Origin of the sequence: Erythrobacter colymbi (assembly GCF_002155685.1) — a bacterium.
Classification (GTDB): Bacteria; Pseudomonadota; Alphaproteobacteria; order Sphingomonadales; family Sphingomonadaceae; genus Erythrobacter; species Erythrobacter colymbi.
Map to the genome: position 1 here is coordinate 100,911 of NZ_MUYK01000002.1, position 14,982 is coordinate 115,892.

At 66.9% G+C, this 14,982-nt stretch carries 17 protein-coding genes; 10 read left to right on the forward strand and 7 right to left on the reverse strand.

The genetic code is table 11. The features are described 5' to 3' along the window. Positions 1-19: 19 nt before the first annotated feature. The 4 genes from BZF57_RS03800 to rpsF form a co-directional block, all read right to left on the reverse strand. Positions 20-1,456, reverse strand: a complete 1,437-nt coding sequence (locus BZF57_RS03800; RefSeq protein ID WP_086734846.1) for an AMP nucleosidase — start codon at positions 1,454-1,456, stop codon at positions 20-22. Positions 1,457-1,589: 133 nt separating this feature from the next. Next, positions 1,590-2,195 carry a 50S ribosomal protein L9 gene (gene rplI / locus BZF57_RS03805; protein ID WP_086734848.1) on the reverse strand — a complete coding sequence of 202 codons (606 nt, stop codon included), beginning with the start codon at positions 2,193-2,195 and terminating at the stop codon, positions 1,590-1,592. A 14-nt stretch (positions 2,196-2,209) separates the two neighbouring features. Next, positions 2,210-2,434 carry a 30S ribosomal protein S18 gene (rpsR, locus tag BZF57_RS03810; RefSeq protein WP_017665523.1) on the reverse strand — a complete coding sequence of 75 codons (225 nt, stop codon included), beginning with the start codon at positions 2,432-2,434 and terminating at the stop codon, positions 2,210-2,212. Beyond that, positions 2,434-2,799 (reverse strand): 30S ribosomal protein S6, encoded by a 366-nt coding sequence (gene rpsF / locus BZF57_RS03815; protein WP_086734850.1) that lies wholly within the window; start codon positions 2,797-2,799, stop codon positions 2,434-2,436. Before rpsF ends, rpsR begins: the two co-directional genes overlap by 1 nt. 209 nt (positions 2,800-3,008) lie before the next feature. Between rpsF and BZF57_RS03820 the strand changes: the two genes are divergently transcribed. The 4 genes from BZF57_RS03820 to BZF57_RS03835 all read left to right on the forward strand — a co-directional run bounded on the left by BZF57_RS03820 (position 3,009) and on the right by BZF57_RS03835 (position 6,568). Continuing rightward, positions 3,009-3,956: a DUF808 domain-containing protein gene (locus tag BZF57_RS03820; protein ID WP_086735919.1), complete on the forward strand. Its 948-nt coding sequence runs from the start codon at positions 3,009-3,011 to the stop codon at positions 3,954-3,956. An 11-nt stretch (positions 3,957-3,967) separates the two neighbouring features. Then, positions 3,968-4,609 carry a glutathione S-transferase family protein gene (locus tag BZF57_RS03825; protein ID WP_086734853.1) on the forward strand — a complete coding sequence of 214 codons (642 nt, stop codon included), beginning with the start codon at positions 3,968-3,970 and terminating at the stop codon, positions 4,607-4,609. Positions 4,610-4,751: 142 nt separating this feature from the next. Further along, positions 4,752-6,218, forward strand: coding sequence for an HWE histidine kinase domain-containing protein (locus tag BZF57_RS03830; protein WP_086734855.1), 1,467 nt, complete (start codon positions 4,752-4,754; stop codon positions 6,216-6,218). Next, on the forward strand, positions 6,215-6,568 hold the full coding sequence (locus BZF57_RS03835; protein WP_086734857.1) for a response regulator: 354 nt from the start codon (positions 6,215-6,217) through the stop codon (positions 6,566-6,568). The genes BZF57_RS03830 and BZF57_RS03835 overlap by 4 nt, the downstream gene beginning before the upstream one ends. On the opposite strand, the gene BZF57_RS03840 is transcribed toward BZF57_RS03835, so the two are convergent. The 3 genes from BZF57_RS03840 to BZF57_RS03850 are packed head-to-tail and all read right to left on the reverse strand — an operon-like array spanning position 6,565 to position 9,857. Further along, positions 6,565-8,106 (reverse strand): class I adenylate-forming enzyme family protein, encoded by a 1,542-nt coding sequence (locus BZF57_RS03840; RefSeq protein WP_086734859.1) that lies wholly within the window; start codon positions 8,104-8,106, stop codon positions 6,565-6,567. The two genes, BZF57_RS03835 and BZF57_RS03840, sit on opposite strands and share 4 nt — an antisense overlap. A gap of 36 nt (positions 8,107-8,142) precedes the next feature. Next, positions 8,143-8,433 (reverse strand): hypothetical protein, encoded by a 291-nt coding sequence (locus BZF57_RS03845; RefSeq protein WP_240505840.1) that lies wholly within the window; start codon positions 8,431-8,433, stop codon positions 8,143-8,145. Beyond that, the gene (locus BZF57_RS03850; protein ID WP_086734861.1) at positions 8,430-9,857 is read right to left on the reverse strand and encodes a glutamate ligase domain-containing protein; all 1,428 of its coding nucleotides are present in this window, start codon (positions 9,855-9,857) and stop codon (positions 8,430-8,432) included. The genes BZF57_RS03845 and BZF57_RS03850 overlap by 4 nt, the downstream gene beginning before the upstream one ends. Positions 9,858-9,913: 56 nt before the next feature. Between BZF57_RS03850 and BZF57_RS03855 the strand changes: the two genes are divergently transcribed. From BZF57_RS03855 to dnaN, 6 genes are all read left to right on the forward strand, one after another. After that, entirely contained in the window at positions 9,914-10,744 is an 831-nt protein-coding gene (locus BZF57_RS03855; protein WP_086734863.1) for an LD-carboxypeptidase, read from the forward strand. 37 nt (positions 10,745-10,781) lie between these two features. After that, positions 10,782-11,720, forward strand: a complete 939-nt coding sequence (locus BZF57_RS03860) for an ACP S-malonyltransferase (RefSeq protein ID WP_086734865.1) — start codon at positions 10,782-10,784, stop codon at positions 11,718-11,720. Next, the gene (locus BZF57_RS03865; protein ID WP_086734867.1) at positions 11,720-12,298 is read left to right on the forward strand and encodes a hypothetical protein; all 579 of its coding nucleotides are present in this window, start codon (positions 11,720-11,722) and stop codon (positions 12,296-12,298) included. Before BZF57_RS03860 ends, BZF57_RS03865 begins: the two co-directional genes overlap by 1 nt. 17 nt (positions 12,299-12,315) lie before the next feature. After that, positions 12,316-13,077, forward strand: a complete 762-nt coding sequence (gene fabG, locus BZF57_RS03870) for a 3-oxoacyl-[acyl-carrier-protein] reductase (protein WP_086734869.1) — start codon at positions 12,316-12,318, stop codon at positions 13,075-13,077. Between the two features lie 29 nt (positions 13,078-13,106). Then, positions 13,107-13,643 carry a hypothetical protein gene (locus BZF57_RS03875; protein ID WP_086734871.1) on the forward strand — a complete coding sequence of 179 codons (537 nt, stop codon included), beginning with the start codon at positions 13,107-13,109 and terminating at the stop codon, positions 13,641-13,643. Positions 13,644-13,843: 200 nt separating this feature from the next. Further along, positions 13,844-14,971, forward strand: coding sequence for a DNA polymerase III subunit beta (dnaN, locus tag BZF57_RS03880; RefSeq protein WP_086734874.1), 1,128 nt, complete (start codon positions 13,844-13,846; stop codon positions 14,969-14,971). Positions 14,972-14,982: the final 11 nt, after the last annotated feature.

Consider the following 14,982-nt stretch of genomic DNA (forward strand, 5'->3'; position numbering starts at 1 on the left):
GGGCCCGCCGCCCTTCGCCTTACCGGAACGGCGGTTCGTTAAACGCGCGCAGCTTGCGCGAGTGCAAGCGGTCGCCCTCGTCGCGCAGCATCGCGCAGGCGACGATGCCCATCTGCAGGTGGGCGGCAATCGCCTCCTCGTAGAACTTGTTGGCCTGCCCCGGCAGCTTGATCTCGCCGTGGAGCGGCTTGTCCGACACGCACAGCAGCGTCCCGTAGGGCACGCGGAAGCGGTAGCCCTGCGTGGCGATGGTCGCGCTTTCCATGTCGATCGCGATCGCGCGGCTCTGCGAGAAGCGCCTGGCGCTGGAGGAATAGCGCAGCTCCCAGTTGCGGTCGTCGGTGGTGACGACCGTGCCGGTGCGCATGCGCTGCTTGAGGTTCGCGCCCTGCACGCCCGCAACCTGCTCGGCGGCGAAGGCCATCGCCTGCTGCACTTCGGCAATCGGCGGGATCGGCACTTCGGGCGGCAGCACCGGATCGAGCACGTGATCGTCACGCAGATAGGCGTGAGCGAGCACGAAGTCGCCGATCTTCTGGGTCGAGCGGAGCCCCCCGCAGTGGCCGATCATCAGCCATGCGTGCGGGCGCAGCACCGCGAGGTGATCGCAGATCGTCTTGGCGTTGGACGGGCCGACGCCGATGTTGACGAGGGTGATCCCGCGCCCGTCCTCGCGGATCAGGTGATAGGCGGGCATCTGGTGGCGGCGCCAGGCGGTGTCGTTGAGCTGGTCCTGCGCGTGGGTGGTCGGCTCGCGGATGTCGAGCCCCGCCGCACCGGTCAGCGCGACATAGCCGTCCTTGCCGATCTGCGCCGCGCCCCAGTTCACGAATTCATCGACATAGCGGTGATAGTTGGTGAACAGGATGAAGTCCTGGAAATCGCTGACCTCGCTCCCCGTGTAGTGCTTCAGGCGCGCCAGCGAGTAATCGGTGCGCAGGCCATCGAACAGCGAGAGCGGCATATCGTGGTCGCCGTCGATCTCGATCCCGTCGGCCAGTTCGTCGCCGATCAGCGCAAGGTCGGTCGACGGGAAGTGCGCCGCGATCTCCTGCGGGGCGATGCCGACCATCGCCGCTCCCGCCTCGCCGTCGAGGACATAGGGGAAGGGGATTTCCTGGCGCGACCGGGTGACGGTGACATCGACCTCGTATTCGCTGACGATCAGCGCGAGCTGTTCGGTGAGGTACTGGGTGAACAGTTCGGGATGGGTGACGGTGGTCGTGTAGGTGCCCGGTGTCTCCAGCCGCCCGAAAGCCCGGCTGCGATCGCGCTGGCCGCCGACGCCGTTGTAGCGCAGCGTGATCTGCGGATAGGCATATGAGCCGTCAGCGCGCTTGGCGGGTGCGGGCAGGGTTCCGTCGCGCCCGAAGGCGATCACGTCCTCGCGGAGAGTGCGCACCGCATCGTCGTAATGCCGCTGGAGTTCGGCAAGGATGGTGGGAATGTCGATCATGGCAGTTGTTCTGCTCCTTTGTTGTTATCGTTGTATGGCACTTTTGCCTGTGCGGGGGCTGTTTACAAGAAGGGCGCGAAGATCGTGGTGATCTTCGCGCCCTCTTATCTTGCGCCGGAAAGGTGCGGGAGGCTTACGCGTCCTCGCCACCTTCGAGCAGTTCGGCCGGGATTTCGCCCGGCTCGAGGCTGGTGTCGATGCGGGTCGCTTCGGCCTGCTCTTCGATCTCGCGCTGTTCGTCGGCGAACATCTGGGCGAGCACGTCGACGCCTTCGCTCTGCAGCTTGGCTTCGTCGTCCGAACGGGCGACGTTGGCCTTGACGGTCACGCGCACTTCGGGGTGCAGGGCGATGGTCACGTCGTGCATGCCGATGGTCTTGATCGGCGCGCCGAGGATGACCATGCGCTTGTCGACCGAGTGGCCCTGATCGGCGAGGCCGGCGACGATGTCGCGCACGCTCACCGAACCATAGAGCTGGCCGGCGTTCGAAGCGGCGCGGATCAGCACCACTTCTGCGCCAGCGACCTTCTCGCCCTGGGCTTCGGCATCGGTGCGACGGGCGGCGTTTTCGGCCACCAGACGCTCACGGTTGGCTTCGAAGACCTTCTTGTTGGCTTCGTTGGCACGGAGCGCCTTCTTCTGCGGCAGCAGGAAGTTGCGCGCATAGCCGTCCTTTACGGTGACGATGTCACCGATCGCGCCGAGCTTCTCGATGCGCTCGAGGAGAATGATATCCATGTGTCCTTCTCCTCTTACTTCACGATGAAGGGCAGCAGGCCGATCTGGCGCGCGCGCTTGATCGCCTGGGCCAGTTCACGCTGCTTCTTCGCCGAGACGGCGGTGATGCGCGAAGGCACGATCTTGCCACGCTCGGACATGAAGCCCTGAAGCAGGCGCACGTCCTTGTAATCGATCTTGGGGGCGTCCTTGGCCGCGAACGGGCAGGACTTGCGGCGGCGGAAAAACGGGCGGGCCATCAGTCACGCTCCTCACGGGTTTCGCGACGCTTCCGCTCGCGTTCGTTCTTGCGCATCATCACCGAGGGGCCTTCCTCGTGGGCGTCCACGCGGATGGTCATGTAGCGGATGATGTCTTCGTTGATGCGGGTCTGGCGCTCGAGCTCGGCGACAACGTTGCCCGGGGCATCGATGTTGAGCAGCACGAAGTGCGCCTTGCGGTTACGCTCGATCTTGTAGGCGAGCGACTTCAGGCCCCAGGTTTCGGTCTTGGTGACCTTGCCGTTGCCGGCTTCGACGATTTCGGTGGCTTGCGCCGCCAGCGCGTCGACCTGAGCCTGGCTCAGATCCTGACGCGCAAGAAAGACGTGCTCGTAGAGCGCCATCTTGCGTCCTTTCACTACCTGCCGATCGCTGGCTGATCCGTTCCGGATGAACGGGGCCCCTCCGGCTTTCTTCGACTTCCGCAAGGGCGCATCCCAAGCGAAGCGCGGCCCCTTACAGCTTTGCCGCGCAATTGCAAGTCTTGTCCGCAGGGAACCGGACGGGCAGGCGCGGGGTTTCATTGCTCGAATCGCAACAGGGGGAATTGTCCGTGCCTTCAGGTCTGGTCGCACTGCTCGACGATATTTCGGTCATCGCCAAGGCGGCTTCCGCCTCGATCGACGACGTGGCGGTGGCCGCCGGGCGCGCGGGCACCAAGACGGCGGGCGTGGTGATCGACGATGCGGCGGTCACCCCGAGCTACGTCACCGGGCTCTCCCCTGCGCGCGAACTGCCGATCATCTGGAAGATCACCAAGGGCAGCCTCAAGAACAAGCTGGTGTTCCTCTTGCCTGGCGCGCTGCTGCTGTCGGAGTTCCTGCCGGCCGCGATCGTCTGGCTGCTGCTGCTCGGCGGCTCCTTCCTCGCCTACGAGGGCGCGGAGAAGGTGATGGAGAAGCTGGGCTTCGCCAAGCACGGCGACACGCTGGAGGACGAGATCACCGATCCCGTCGCCTTCGAGAACGAGCGTGTGGGCGGGGCGATCCGCACCGACTTCATCCTTTCGGCCGAGATCATGGCGATCGCGCTCAACGAGGTCGCCGACGAGACCCTCGTCATGCGCGGTGCGGTGCTGGCGCTGGTTGCGGTCGCGGTGACGGTGGGCGTCTACGGCGTCGTCGGCCTGATCGTGAAGCTCGACGATATCGGCCTCCACCTCACCAAGCAGGCGAGCAAGGCGGCGCAGAGCTTCGGGCGTTTCCTCCTCGCTTTCGTGCCCAAGCTGCTGGTCGCCCTGTCGCTGATCGGCACTGTCGCGATGCTGTGGGTCGGCGGGCATATCGTGGTCGACAGCCTCCACAAGCTGGGCTGGGACGGGCTCTATGCCCCGATCCACGGCGCCGAACATGCCGTCCACGAGATGGCGGGTGCGGCAGGCGGCGTGCTCGGGTGGCTGACGGCGACGGCGCTCTCCGCCATCGTCGGCCTGGTGCTCGGCACGATTATCGCGCTCGGCCTGCACAAAGTGCTGGGTGTGGGCGCGGACAAGGCACATTAAGCGCGTCCCCCATGACCACACCTGTCCTTTACACCTGCGCGCGCTCGCGCGGGCTTCGCGCGACCTGGGCGGCCGAGGAAGCTGGCGTCGACATCGACCTCAAGGTCCTCCCGTTCCCCCCGCGCTACCTCGCGCCCGAATATCTGGCGATCAACCCTCTCGGCACCGTGCCGATGCTGGTCGACGGGGAAACCAAGCTGACCGAGAGCTGCGCCATCGCCCATTACCTCGCCACCCGCGACGGGCCGACACCGCTGGCGGTCGCGCCGGGCGAGCGCGACTATGGCGAATACCTCGACTTCACCTACCACGCCGATGCCACGATCACCTTCCCGCAGACCGTCTACATGCGCTTCTGCCTGTTCGAGAAGGACAAGGGATTGCAGGAGGCCGGCCACGCCTACGCCAAGTGGTTCCACAAGCGCCTAATCAAGATCGAACAGCGCCTCGAGGCCCGCGCGTTCCTCTGCGCCGACCGATTCACCGTCGCCGACATCTGCGTCGGCTATGCCCTGATCCTCGCACAGAGCGTGGGGCTGGACGAGGGCGTGCCGGAAAGCCTAAAGGCCTACCGCGAGCGCCTCACCGCACGTCCGGCCTACATCCGCGCCTTCACCCGCGAGGAAGAGGGCCGCAAGGCGCTGCCGCAGTAGTCGGCTTGCAGGGAATGCAACCCGCCATGCCGCAGGCCGGTTGGAGCGCAAGGCCGGCTGCGGTAGAAGGCGGTCTTCTCACAGGACGCAGGGAGCAAGCGATCGGTGTTGCCGGGTGACTGAAGCGCAGAGCGGATCACGCATGTCCGCCGGGCTGACGCGCTGGATCGAAGGCCTGCCTTCGGACCGCATCGGCAGCCCTGTGCGTCTGGCCGCGACGCTCGGCATCGTCGCGCTCGCCTGGGGGGCGCGCATGCTGCTCAACAGCGCGCTGCCCCCGGGCTTTCCCTATGTCACCTTCTTCCCCGCCGTCGTGTTCACCGCCTTCGTCTTCGGCGTGCGGATGGGCACGCTGGCGGCGCTCCTGTCGTTCTTCCTCGCCTGGTACTACTTCGTCCCGCCGGTCTATTCCTTCCAGCTCGAAGGGGCGCGGGTGGCGCTCGGCCTCTATCTCTTCGTGGTCTCGATCGATCTGGCGCTGATTTACGGCTTGCAGGCCGCCAACCAGCAGCTGCGCCGCGAGCGCCAGATCAGCCGTGATCTCGCCGCCGCGAACCAGCAGGTGGTCGAGGAACTGGAACGGCGCGATGCGGAGCGCCTCGCGGCGATGGAGGCCCTGCGCGAAAGCGAGGTGAAGACGCACCTCGCCACCGAGACCGCGGGCATCGGCCTGTGGCAATGGAACATCGCGACCGGCGAGGTTACCTCGGACAGCACCCTGTTCGAGCTTTACGGCCTCAAGCCCACGCCCGACGGGAAGCTGGATCATAACGTCTACCTTGCCCGCATCCACCCCGACGATCTGGCCGAACAGCAGCGCCTGCTGTTCAACACGGTTCGCAACTGCACGCAAGGCACCCGCGAGTTCCGCATCTTCCGCGGCGATGACGGCAGCCTGCGCCACCTGCGCGCGGTCGAGACCGCGCGGGCCGGGCCGGACGGGCGGGCCGAATGGGTGGTGGGCACCAATCTCGACATCACCGACGAGAAGAACCGCGAACGCCATGTCCAGCTGCTGCTGGGCGAGGTCAACCACCGTGCCAAGAACCTGCTCGCGGTGGTGCTCTCGGTCGCCAAGCGCACCAGCGGCGCGGACCATGCAACCTTCATGGCCAACTTCGCCGCGCGCATCCGCTCGCTCGCGGCGGGGCAGGATCTTCTGGTGATGAACGAATGGAAGGGGGTGCAGCTTGACGCGCTGATCCGCACCCAGCTCGGCCATTTCAAGGACCTCATCGGCCACCGCATCATCCTTCAAGGCGAGGATATTGCGCTGTCCTCATCGGCGGTGCAGGCGATCGGGATGGCGCTCCACGAACTCGTCACCAACGCCAGCAAGTACGGCGCCCTGTCGACCGATAGCGGCCGGGTGACGCTCGACTGGCGCCGCCTTGCCGATCCTGCGGGCGACCGTTTCGAGATGACCTGGACCGAAAGCGGAGGCCCGCCCGTCACCCCTCCGGCCAGCAGCGGCTTCGGCTCGATCGTCACCGGCGAGATGGTCGCCATGAGCCTCGATGCCGAGGTCGAAAGCGATTTCGCCCCCGCAGGCTATCGCTGGCGCCTCGATTGCCCGATCGGCAATGTGCAGGAAGGAGCCGGAGCATGAGCGCGCGGGTGCTGATCGTGGAGGACGAGTATTTCCTCGCCTGCGAGATCGCGGACCTGATCGAGGCTGCCGGTGCCACCGTGGTCGGGCCGTGCCCCTCGGTTGCCAAGGCGCTCGGCCAGATCGAGACGACGGGGTGCGATGCGGCGGTGCTCGATGTGTCGCTGCGCAACGAAAGCTCGCTGGCGGTGGCGCGGGTACTGAAAGAGCGGGGCATCCCCTTCGTTATCGTCACCGGCTTCAGCGAAAGCCAGCTTCCCGCCGAGATGGCGGGCGCACCCGTGCTCGCCAAGCCGCTGCATGGCGAAGACCTGCTGGTGCACCTCAAGCGGGTGCTGCCGGCGGGCTAGGCCGCCTGGTCGGGCGTGACCGGCCTTGCGGACAGCTCGCGGCGCAGCAGCTTGCCGATGGGATCGCGCGGCAGCTGGTCGACGAACTCGATGTAGCGCGGGCGCTTGTATCCGGCGATCTGGCCCTTGAACCGGGTGGTGATCTCCTCGCGGGTGAGGGTCTGGCCGGGCTTCAGCACCACGAAGGCCTTGACCGCCTCGCCCCATTGCTTGTCGGGCACCCCGCAGCACCCGGCGTCGGCGACTTCGGGCATGGCGGCGAAGATCGCGTCGACCTCGGCGGGGTAGACGTTCTCGCCGCCGGTCTTGATCAGCTCCTTGGCGCGCCCGAGCAGATAGCCGCGCCCGCGGGTGTCCATCGTGCCGAGATCGCCGGTGCGCAGCCAGCCGTGGCCGAGCGCGGCCTCGGAAGCCTCGGGGTTGCGCCAGTAGCCGAGCATCACCGAAGGCCCGCGCAGGCACAGCTCGCCCTCTTCGCCGGGGGGCAAGTGGTTCCCTTCGGGATCGAGCACGGTCATGGTCACGTGCGGCAGCGTCCAGCCGATCGAGCGGGGGGCTTCGAGCATGTCGGGGTAGTCGATGAAGGTGGCAAAGCCGCAGATCTCGGTCTGGCCGTAGCCGCCGACGACGCGGGCGTCCCAGTCCTTCTCGATGAAGTCGTACATCTGCGGCCGGCCCATGCCCGCCCCGCCGGTATAGTTGGTGAGCGGCATCCGGCCTTCGCGCACCGGATTCATCGCCTGCCACGGGAAGCAGATCGTCGGGAAGGCGCTGGTGGTGGTGCAGCCCTCGCGGTGGACGAGTTCGAGGATCGCGGCATTGTCGTCGTCGCGGCCTGCGAACACCGAGGTGCCCCCGCAGGCGAGCATCGCGGCGACCTGCTGCATCCCCACCACATGGAACAGCGGATTGACCGAGAGCAGCACCTCGTCCGCCGTGAACCGCCGGTGCTGCGCGAAGCCGAGCGCCGAGGCCGCGACGGCGCTCCCGGCCTGAAGGCAGCCCTTGGGCTTACCCGTAGTGCCGCTGGTGTACATCATGTAGAGCGGCCGGTCGGGGGCAAGATCGAGGCCGAGGTCGTAGGCGTGTTGGATCGGGCCGTGGGCGGATCCAACAGCCTCTTCGAACCAGCCGTCGCGCGAATGTGCTTCGTCAACCAGCCACACCTCCCCCGCCGCAGCACCCGCCAGCAGATCGGCAAAGCGCGGGTTGACGAAGGTCATCGCCGGCTCGGCATTGCCGCAGATCCACGCCAGTTCCGCCGGGGCAAGCCGCCAGTTGAGCAGCACCGATATCGCTCCGATCCGGCCTGCGGCGAGCAGGGTGGTGAGGAAGGGCGCACCGTCGGTCATCAGGATGGCGATGCGGTCGCCGGGCGCGATACCCCGCGCCAGAAGCCAGCGGGCAAGGTTCGTCACCCGTGCATCGAGCTCGGCCCAGGTCAGGCGCTGGGTGCCGTCGACGCTCGCAAGGCGGTGGCCGTGACGCTGCGCGCAGTTCGCGAGCAGCGTATCGAGGGAAAAGTCGCGCGAATGCATGGGCCTGAAGCTAACCGCCCCCCGCCGCCGCAGCCATCAGCGATTTTGCGAAGGGGGCGGGGTGTCGAGGTCGAGCCCGCAGCGGTTGCAGCTGCGGTTCGGCCAGGGCACCACGAAAGGCCCGCGGAAGAAGGCGTTCTTGCCGCAGCGCGGGCAGTTGAACCGCAGCATCGGCGCATTGGCGATAAGCAGCATGATGATCGCCCCGGCAAAGGCGAGGCTCGAATGGCCGTAGAACCGGTCGGTCGTCAGCACCAGCAGGACGGAGAGCGCCAGCACGCCCGCCATCCGCCACGCATGGCGCACGGCGCGGGCGTAGAGGCTCACGGAAGGCGGGCGAGAAGCGATCGGGCAAAGTCCGTCAGGGTGTCGTCGCGTGCGCCCATCACCACGATCCGGTCGCCAGGGCGGGCAGCTGCGAGGATGCGCGCGCCGCAGTCCTCGCGGTCAGCGATATGCTCTGCATGGCCACCCGCAGCGACGATCAGGCCGACGATCCGCTCGCTCCCGACGCTGCGGTCGACCGTGCCGCCGAAATAGACCGGATCGCACATGATCGTCAGGTCATCCGGCCCCAGCTCGCGCGCGAAGGTCTGGGCGAGTTCGGTGCCCATCTGGCGCAGCGGGCCATAACCGTGGGGCTGGAAGAAGGCGATCACCCGCCCCGGCGTCGCCCTGAGGGTGCGCAGGGTGGCGGCGCATTTCTCCGGATTGTGGCCGAAATCGTCGATCACCGTGATGCCGGAAGGGGAGGTGCCGATCACGTCGAAGCGGCGGGCGAGGCCGGCAAACTGGCGCAGCGCGAAGGCCGCGTGCCGCACGCCGATCCCGGCCGCGTTCGCCGCCGCGATCGCCGCCAGCGCGTTCGAGAGGTTGTGCAGCCCCGGCATCGGCAGATCGAGCGGGACAACCTCGCGGCTGCGGTTGTCGACCAGCGCTGCGGTGATGCCGCTCGCGCTGTGTTCGATGCTTTCGGGCTCGACCGTCAGGTCGGCCTCGCGCGCCCTGATCGCGTAGGTCACGACCTTGCCGGCGCGCGGAGCAAGGTATCCGGCCTCGGCGCTGTCGAGGTTGATCACCGCCGTCCCCGATGCCGCGACATAATTGCCGAACAGCACCCGCAGCTCCTCGATGCTCTTGTGATCGAGGCTGACGTTGAGCAGCACGCCCACGGTCGGGCGGTAGAGCGCGATCGAACCGTCGCTTTCGTCGACCTCGCTCACGAACACCCCCGCACCGCCGATCCGCGCGCTGGCAAAGGGGTTTTCGGGCGAGACGAAGTTCTTCATCACCGCGCCGTTCATTACCGTGGGATCGAGGCCCGCATGGGCGAAGATCCAGGCGATCATCCCGGTCACGGTCGATTTGCCCGAGGTGCCGCCCACCGCGACCGAGAAATCGGCCGCGTTGAACAGGCGCGAAAGCAGCTCGGCGCGGCTGAGGCGCAGGCAGCCGAGCTCTTTCGCCCGCGCGACTTCGGGCACCGTGTCCTCGATCGCGGCCGAGGCGACCAGTACCTGATCGGGCGAGGTCACTCCGCTCCCGTCCTGCGGAAAGAGCGCAAAGCCGTTGGCTTCCAGCCACGCGAATTTTTCGGGCGAGCGGCCCTGATCGCGGCTGCGGTCCGATCCGGCGACGGGATGGCCGAGGCCGTGCGCGATCTGGGCGAGGGGGAGCATCCCCGACCCGCCGATGCCGCAGAAGAACAGCAGCCGCCCTGCAAGCGGCTCCGACGAGGCCGTGTTATCCATATGCGGCTTGGTTATTGGCTTGCACGTCCCCTGACAAGCGCCATAGGCTGGGGCATATGACGAATATCGCGATCTGCGCACCGGCGACCCCGATCACGCCCGAGCACAAGGCTGCGCTCGAGGCGCTGGTCGCGGCCGAGTTCCCCGGGCACCGCGTCACCTTCCACGACCAGTGCTTCGAGCGCGCCGGGCATTTTGCGGGGGACGACCTGCGGCGGCTCTCCGCGCTGCTCGAATTCGCCAATGATCCGGCCTTCGATGTCGTGTGGTTCGCCAAGGGCGGCTACGGCTCGAACCGCATCGCGGAAGCGGCAGTGGCCCAGATGAACCGCGCGGCCCGGGCCAAGACCTATGTCGGCTTTTCCGACTGCGGCTATCTGCTCGCCGCGCTCTACCGCGACCGGATCGGCCAGTCGGTCCACGGCCATATGCCTGTGAGCGCGCGCTCCGAGGGCGGGCGCGAGGGCATCCGCCGGGTGCTGCGCTGGCTCGAGGGCGATACCAGCGGCCTCGAGCCGAGCCTCGACGGCACCACACCCGCCGCGGCCTTCAACCTCATCACGCTCGCCATGATCGCAGGCACGCCGATGATGCCCGACCTCACCGGCCATGTGCTGATGGTCGAGGAAGTGGCCGAGCACGTGTATTCGATCGACCGGCTGTTCTTCCATCTGGCCGGCACCATGCCGCGGCTGGCCGGCCTGAGGCTCGGCTTCATCACCGATGTGCCGGAAAACTACGTCGAATTCGGCCAGAGCGAGGAAGAGATCGCGCGTTTCTGGTGCGACCGGATGGGAGTCCCGTACCTCGGCCGGGCGGAGATCGGGCACACCTCTGCCAACAGGGTTGTGCCCTTCGGCCTTGCCAGCCCGCCCGCGCGGACGTAACGGCGCGCCCCAATTTCCATAAGCTACGGGGTCAGCGATGCGCGCATTCATTTTTCCGGGGCAGGGCAGCCAGAAGGTCGGCATGGGCGTTGAACTCGCCGCAGCGAGCGAGGCCGCGCGCGACGTGTTTGGTGAGGTTGATGAGGCGCTGCGTCAGAACCTCTTTGCCCTGATGCGCGAGGGCCCCGAAGACCGGCTCACCCTCACCGAGAACGCGCAGCCCGCGATCATGGCCAACGCCATCGCCACGCTGCGGGTGCTCGAACGCGATTTCGGGGTGAAGATCCTCGAGACGGCGAACTGCGTCGCGGGCCATTCGCTGGGCGAATACACCGCGCTCGCGGCGATCGGGGCTTTCACTCTCGCCGAAACGTCGCGCCTCCTCAAGCTGCGGGGTTGGGCGATGCAGGCGGCGGTGCCGGTGGGCGAGGGCACCATGGCGGTGCTGCTCGGTGCCGACATCGATCAGGCCAAGGCGCTCGCCGAAGCTGCCGCGCAAGGCGAGGTGTGCGAGGTCGCGAACGACAATGATCCTTCGCAGGTCGTGCTTTCGGGTCACACCGGCGCGATCGAGCGCGCGGTGGCGCTGACCAAGGAGCACGGGATCAAGCGCGGCATGATCCTTAACGTCTCTGCACCGTTCCACTCCTCGCTGATGGCGCCCGCGGCCGAGAAAATGGCCCACGCCCTTGCCGCGACCGCGCCCAAGGCGCTGGCCCTGCCGCTCTACGCCAATGTCACCGCCGCCGCCGTCACCGACCCCGACGAGGAGCGCGCGCTGCTGGTCGAACAGGTCACCGGCCGCGTGCGCTGGCGTGAAAGCGTGCTTGCCATGCGGGCCGATGGGGTGGAAAGCTTCGTCGAACTGGGCGGCAAGGTCGTCGGGCCGATGGTGAGCCGGACCGACCGCGAGGCGCAGGTGACCAGCCTCGTGACCATGGCGGATCTCGAGGCCTTCGCGAAGGAGATCGCTTGATGCGTGCAATGCTGCTGCTGGCCGGCCCGGCCCTGATGATGGCCTCGTCGGCCTCGGCCGGTGAACAGGCCGAACTGGCCTGCATCCAGAAGGGCTATTCCGCCGAGCAGAAGGCCGAAGTCGACAGCCTCGTCGGCAAGATCGACGTGATCGGCGACAGCAACGATCCCGCGCTGGAAGCGCTCGGCGGTCTGGTGATGTCGGTGGCGACGGGCTGCGGCACGCAATATGGCTGGACCGACCCCGAGGCGGGCTCGGCGCTGCTCTACGAATTCGGGCGGCTGATGGAGCTTGGCTTCCGCCGCAGCGGCAAACTGACGAATGCCGAGATCGCCAAGATCGACACGGCGCTGGGCAAGGGCGACCGCGCGGCGCTTTGGGACGCGCTCGAAGACCAGATCGCCCAAGGCATGGGCGGCGATGTCGACACCGTGAACGACGCCAATGCCGAGATGTTCGGCAACTTCATCCTCGAACTGGGTTTCGGCGCCGAGAGCGGCAAGCCTGAACAGATCGGCGTCTACCTCGCCGCCAAGGCCATGCAGCGCGCCAGCTTGCGCAATTTCACGTCACAGTAATTCCGGAGAGCCACGCGATGTTTTCTTTGAAGGGGATGAATGCGCTGGTCACCGGCGCGAGCGGCGGGATCGGTTCGGCGATCGCCCATGCGCTGGCCTCGCAGGGCGCGCGTCTGGCGCTGTCGGGTTCCAACGCGGCCAAGCTGCGCGCCTTCCGTGACGAGCTCAACGAAGCCTATCCCCACGACCATGACGGCCATGTCGAGATCACCTGCGATCTGGGCAATCAGACCCAGGTCGAGGAGCTGATCCCGGCGATGATCGATACGCTGGGGACGATGGACATCCTCGTCAACAACGCCGGCATCACCCGCGACAATCTGGGTATGCGGATGAAGGACGAGGAATGGGATCAGGTGATCCGCATCAACCTCGAAGCCAGCTTCCGCCTGATGCGCGCGGCGGCCAAGCCGATGATGAAGGCGCGCTTCGGGCGCATCATCAACATCACCAGCGTCGTCGGCAGCACCGGCAATCCCGGGCAGATGAACTACTGCGCGGCCAAGGCGGGCCTTACCGGCATGACCAAGGCTTTCGCGCAGGAAGTGGCGAGCCGCGGGATCACGGCGAACTGCGTCGCGCCGGGCTTCATCCGCACCGCGATGACTGCTGCTCTCGATGAAAAGCAGCAGGCCGCCATCAACGGCCGCATTCCGATGGGCCGGATGGGCGAGGGTGCCGAGATCGGCGCAGCAGTCGCCTTCCTCGCCAGCCGCGAGGCCGCCTACATGACGGGCGAGACGCTGCACGTGAACGGCGGGATGGCGATGCTGGGCTGAGGCCCGGACACGAGGAGGGGGACGGGCTGATGCGGACGGTGTTCAGGGGTCTGATCGGCTTGGCACTGGCCGCCAGCGCGGTTCCGGCGCTTGCCGGCGAGAAGGATTGCCTGGCGAGCGCGAACCCCGCGTTCGGCGCGATGCTCGTCGACGAGTTTCTCGCGGCCGAGGGTCTGGGCGATGCGGCCAAGGTCGATTACCTCGCCCTCAGCCGCGCGCTCGACGCCTGCTTCGCAACCCATGCGGTCGCCGAGCAGGACGAGGACATCTTCCGCGAGATGAATGTCAGCAATGCCTTCGTCGCCGAAATGCGCGCCCGGCTTGTTGCGCAGGGCGTGAATGTCGACCTGCTCGACCGGCAGATGGCGCTCCACATCCGCAGCGCCGATTCCACCTTCGACGACATGATGGCAGCCGGCCTTGGCCCGGAGTTCGAAAAGGAGGTCGAGACCTTCGCCTATTCGGGCAAGGTTGAGCGCAAGCTGGCAACCGCGATGGTCGGTTCCTACGCGGGCGCCTTCCATTCGGCGCGGTCGGCGCAGCTGCGGTGGGACGCGCGCCGCTGATCGCGGCGGCGGAACCGGCGAAATCCCCCTGTAGCGGCCATGCCGCGAGCCAGCGCACCGCTTATCCCCAAGCCATGCTGTCCCAGAGGGCAATCGCGCTTGCCCGTGCCCGTCTTGGCGCTAAGGTTTTCGGGACTTTCCGGCGCTTGGGGGCGATTCCTCTCCCCTTACGCAACATACAGGACCGATAGGGACAAGCGATGAAGGCCACGATCGAACGCGCGACGCTGCTGCGGTGCCTTTCCCATGTTCAATCCGTGGTGGAGCGCCGCAACACAATTCCCATTCTTTCCAACGTGCTGATCGATGCCGATGCAGGCGGCTCCGTGCGGGTGATGGCGACCGACCTCGATCTCCAGGTGGTCGAAACCATGAGCGCCGCCTCGGTCGACCAGCCCGGCGCGATCACCGTTTCCGCGCACCTGCTGTTCGACATCGCGCGCAAGCTGCCCGAAGGAAGCCAGGTCAGCCTCACCACCAACGACAACCGTCTGGAAGTGAAGGCCGGCCGTTCGAACTTCAAGCTGCCGACCCTGCCGCGCGACGACTTCCCCGTGATCGTCGAAGGCGATCTGCCGACCAGCTTCGAACTGCCCGCGCGCATGCTCGCCGAGCTGATCGACCGCACCCGCTTCGCGATCTCGACCGAGGAAACGCGCTACTACCTCAACGGCATTTTCCTGCACGTCACCGACGAGGACGAGCCGCTGCTGAAGGCCGCCGCGACCGATGGTCACCGCCTCGCGCGCTTCACCCTGCCGCGCCCGGAAGGCGCTGCCGGAATGCCCGACGTGATCGTGCCCCGCAAGGCCGTCGGCGAGCTGCGCAAGCTCCTCGAAGAGGCATTGGACGGCAATGTGCTGGTCGACCTGTCGGCGAGCAAGATCCGCTTCACGCTGGGCGGCGAGGGCGGGGTGGTGCTCACCTCCAAGCTGATCGACGGCACCTTCCCCGATTACAGCCGCGTGATCCCGACCGCGAACGACAAGCTGCTCAAGGTCGATCCCAAGCTGTTCTACTCGGGCGTGGACCGCGTTGCGACCATCGCCACCGAGAAGACCCGTGCGGTCAAGATCGGGCTCGACAATGACCGCGTGACGCTTTCGGTCACCTCGCCCGACAACGGCACGGCGGCCGAAGAGCTGATGGCCGAGTACAAGGCCGAAGGGCTCGAGATCGGGTTCAACGCCAATTATCTCAAGGACATCCTCGGCCAGATCGACAACGACACGGTGGAACTCCACCTCGCTGACGCCGGCGCGCCGACGCTGATCCGCGAGAACGACCAGGCGCGCGCGCTCTACGTGCTGATGCCGATGCGGGTGTGATCCCCGCCACA

Excerpts from the sequence above, each read along its gene's own strand:
- BZF57_RS03800 (WP_086734846.1), bottom strand. The coding sequence starts at position 1,456 with ATGATCGACATTCCCACCATCCTTGCCGAACTCCAGCGGCATTACGAC.
- rplI (WP_086734848.1), bottom strand. The coding sequence starts at position 2,195 with ATGGATATCATTCTCCTCGAGCGCATCGAGAAGCTCGGCGCGATCGGT.
- rpsR (WP_017665523.1), bottom strand. The coding sequence starts at position 2,434 with ATGGCCCGCCCGTTTTTCCGCCGCCGCAAGTCCTGCCCGTTCGCGGCC.
- rpsF (WP_086734850.1), bottom strand. The coding sequence starts at position 2,799 with ATGGCGCTCTACGAGCACGTCTTTCTTGCGCGTCAGGATCTGAGCCAG.
- BZF57_RS03825 (WP_086734853.1), top strand. The coding sequence starts at position 3,968 with ATGACCACACCTGTCCTTTACACCTGCGCGCGCTCGCGCGGGCTTCGC.
- BZF57_RS03830 (WP_086734855.1), top strand. The coding sequence starts at position 4,752 with ATGTCCGCCGGGCTGACGCGCTGGATCGAAGGCCTGCCTTCGGACCGC.
- BZF57_RS03835 (WP_086734857.1), top strand. The coding sequence starts at position 6,215 with ATGAGCGCGCGGGTGCTGATCGTGGAGGACGAGTATTTCCTCGCCTGC.
- BZF57_RS03840 (WP_086734859.1), bottom strand. The coding sequence starts at position 8,106 with ATGCATTCGCGCGACTTTTCCCTCGATACGCTGCTCGCGAACTGCGCG.
- BZF57_RS03850 (WP_086734861.1), bottom strand. The coding sequence starts at position 9,857 with ATGGATAACACGGCCTCGTCGGAGCCGCTTGCAGGGCGGCTGCTGTTC.
- BZF57_RS03855 (WP_086734863.1), top strand. The coding sequence starts at position 9,914 with ATGACGAATATCGCGATCTGCGCACCGGCGACCCCGATCACGCCCGAG.
- BZF57_RS03860 (WP_086734865.1), top strand. The coding sequence starts at position 10,782 with ATGCGCGCATTCATTTTTCCGGGGCAGGGCAGCCAGAAGGTCGGCATG.
- BZF57_RS03865 (WP_086734867.1), top strand. The coding sequence starts at position 11,720 with ATGCGTGCAATGCTGCTGCTGGCCGGCCCGGCCCTGATGATGGCCTCG.
- fabG (WP_086734869.1), top strand. The coding sequence starts at position 12,316 with ATGTTTTCTTTGAAGGGGATGAATGCGCTGGTCACCGGCGCGAGCGGC.
- BZF57_RS03875 (WP_086734871.1), top strand. The coding sequence starts at position 13,107 with ATGCGGACGGTGTTCAGGGGTCTGATCGGCTTGGCACTGGCCGCCAGC.
- dnaN (WP_086734874.1), top strand. The coding sequence starts at position 13,844 with ATGAAGGCCACGATCGAACGCGCGACGCTGCTGCGGTGCCTTTCCCAT.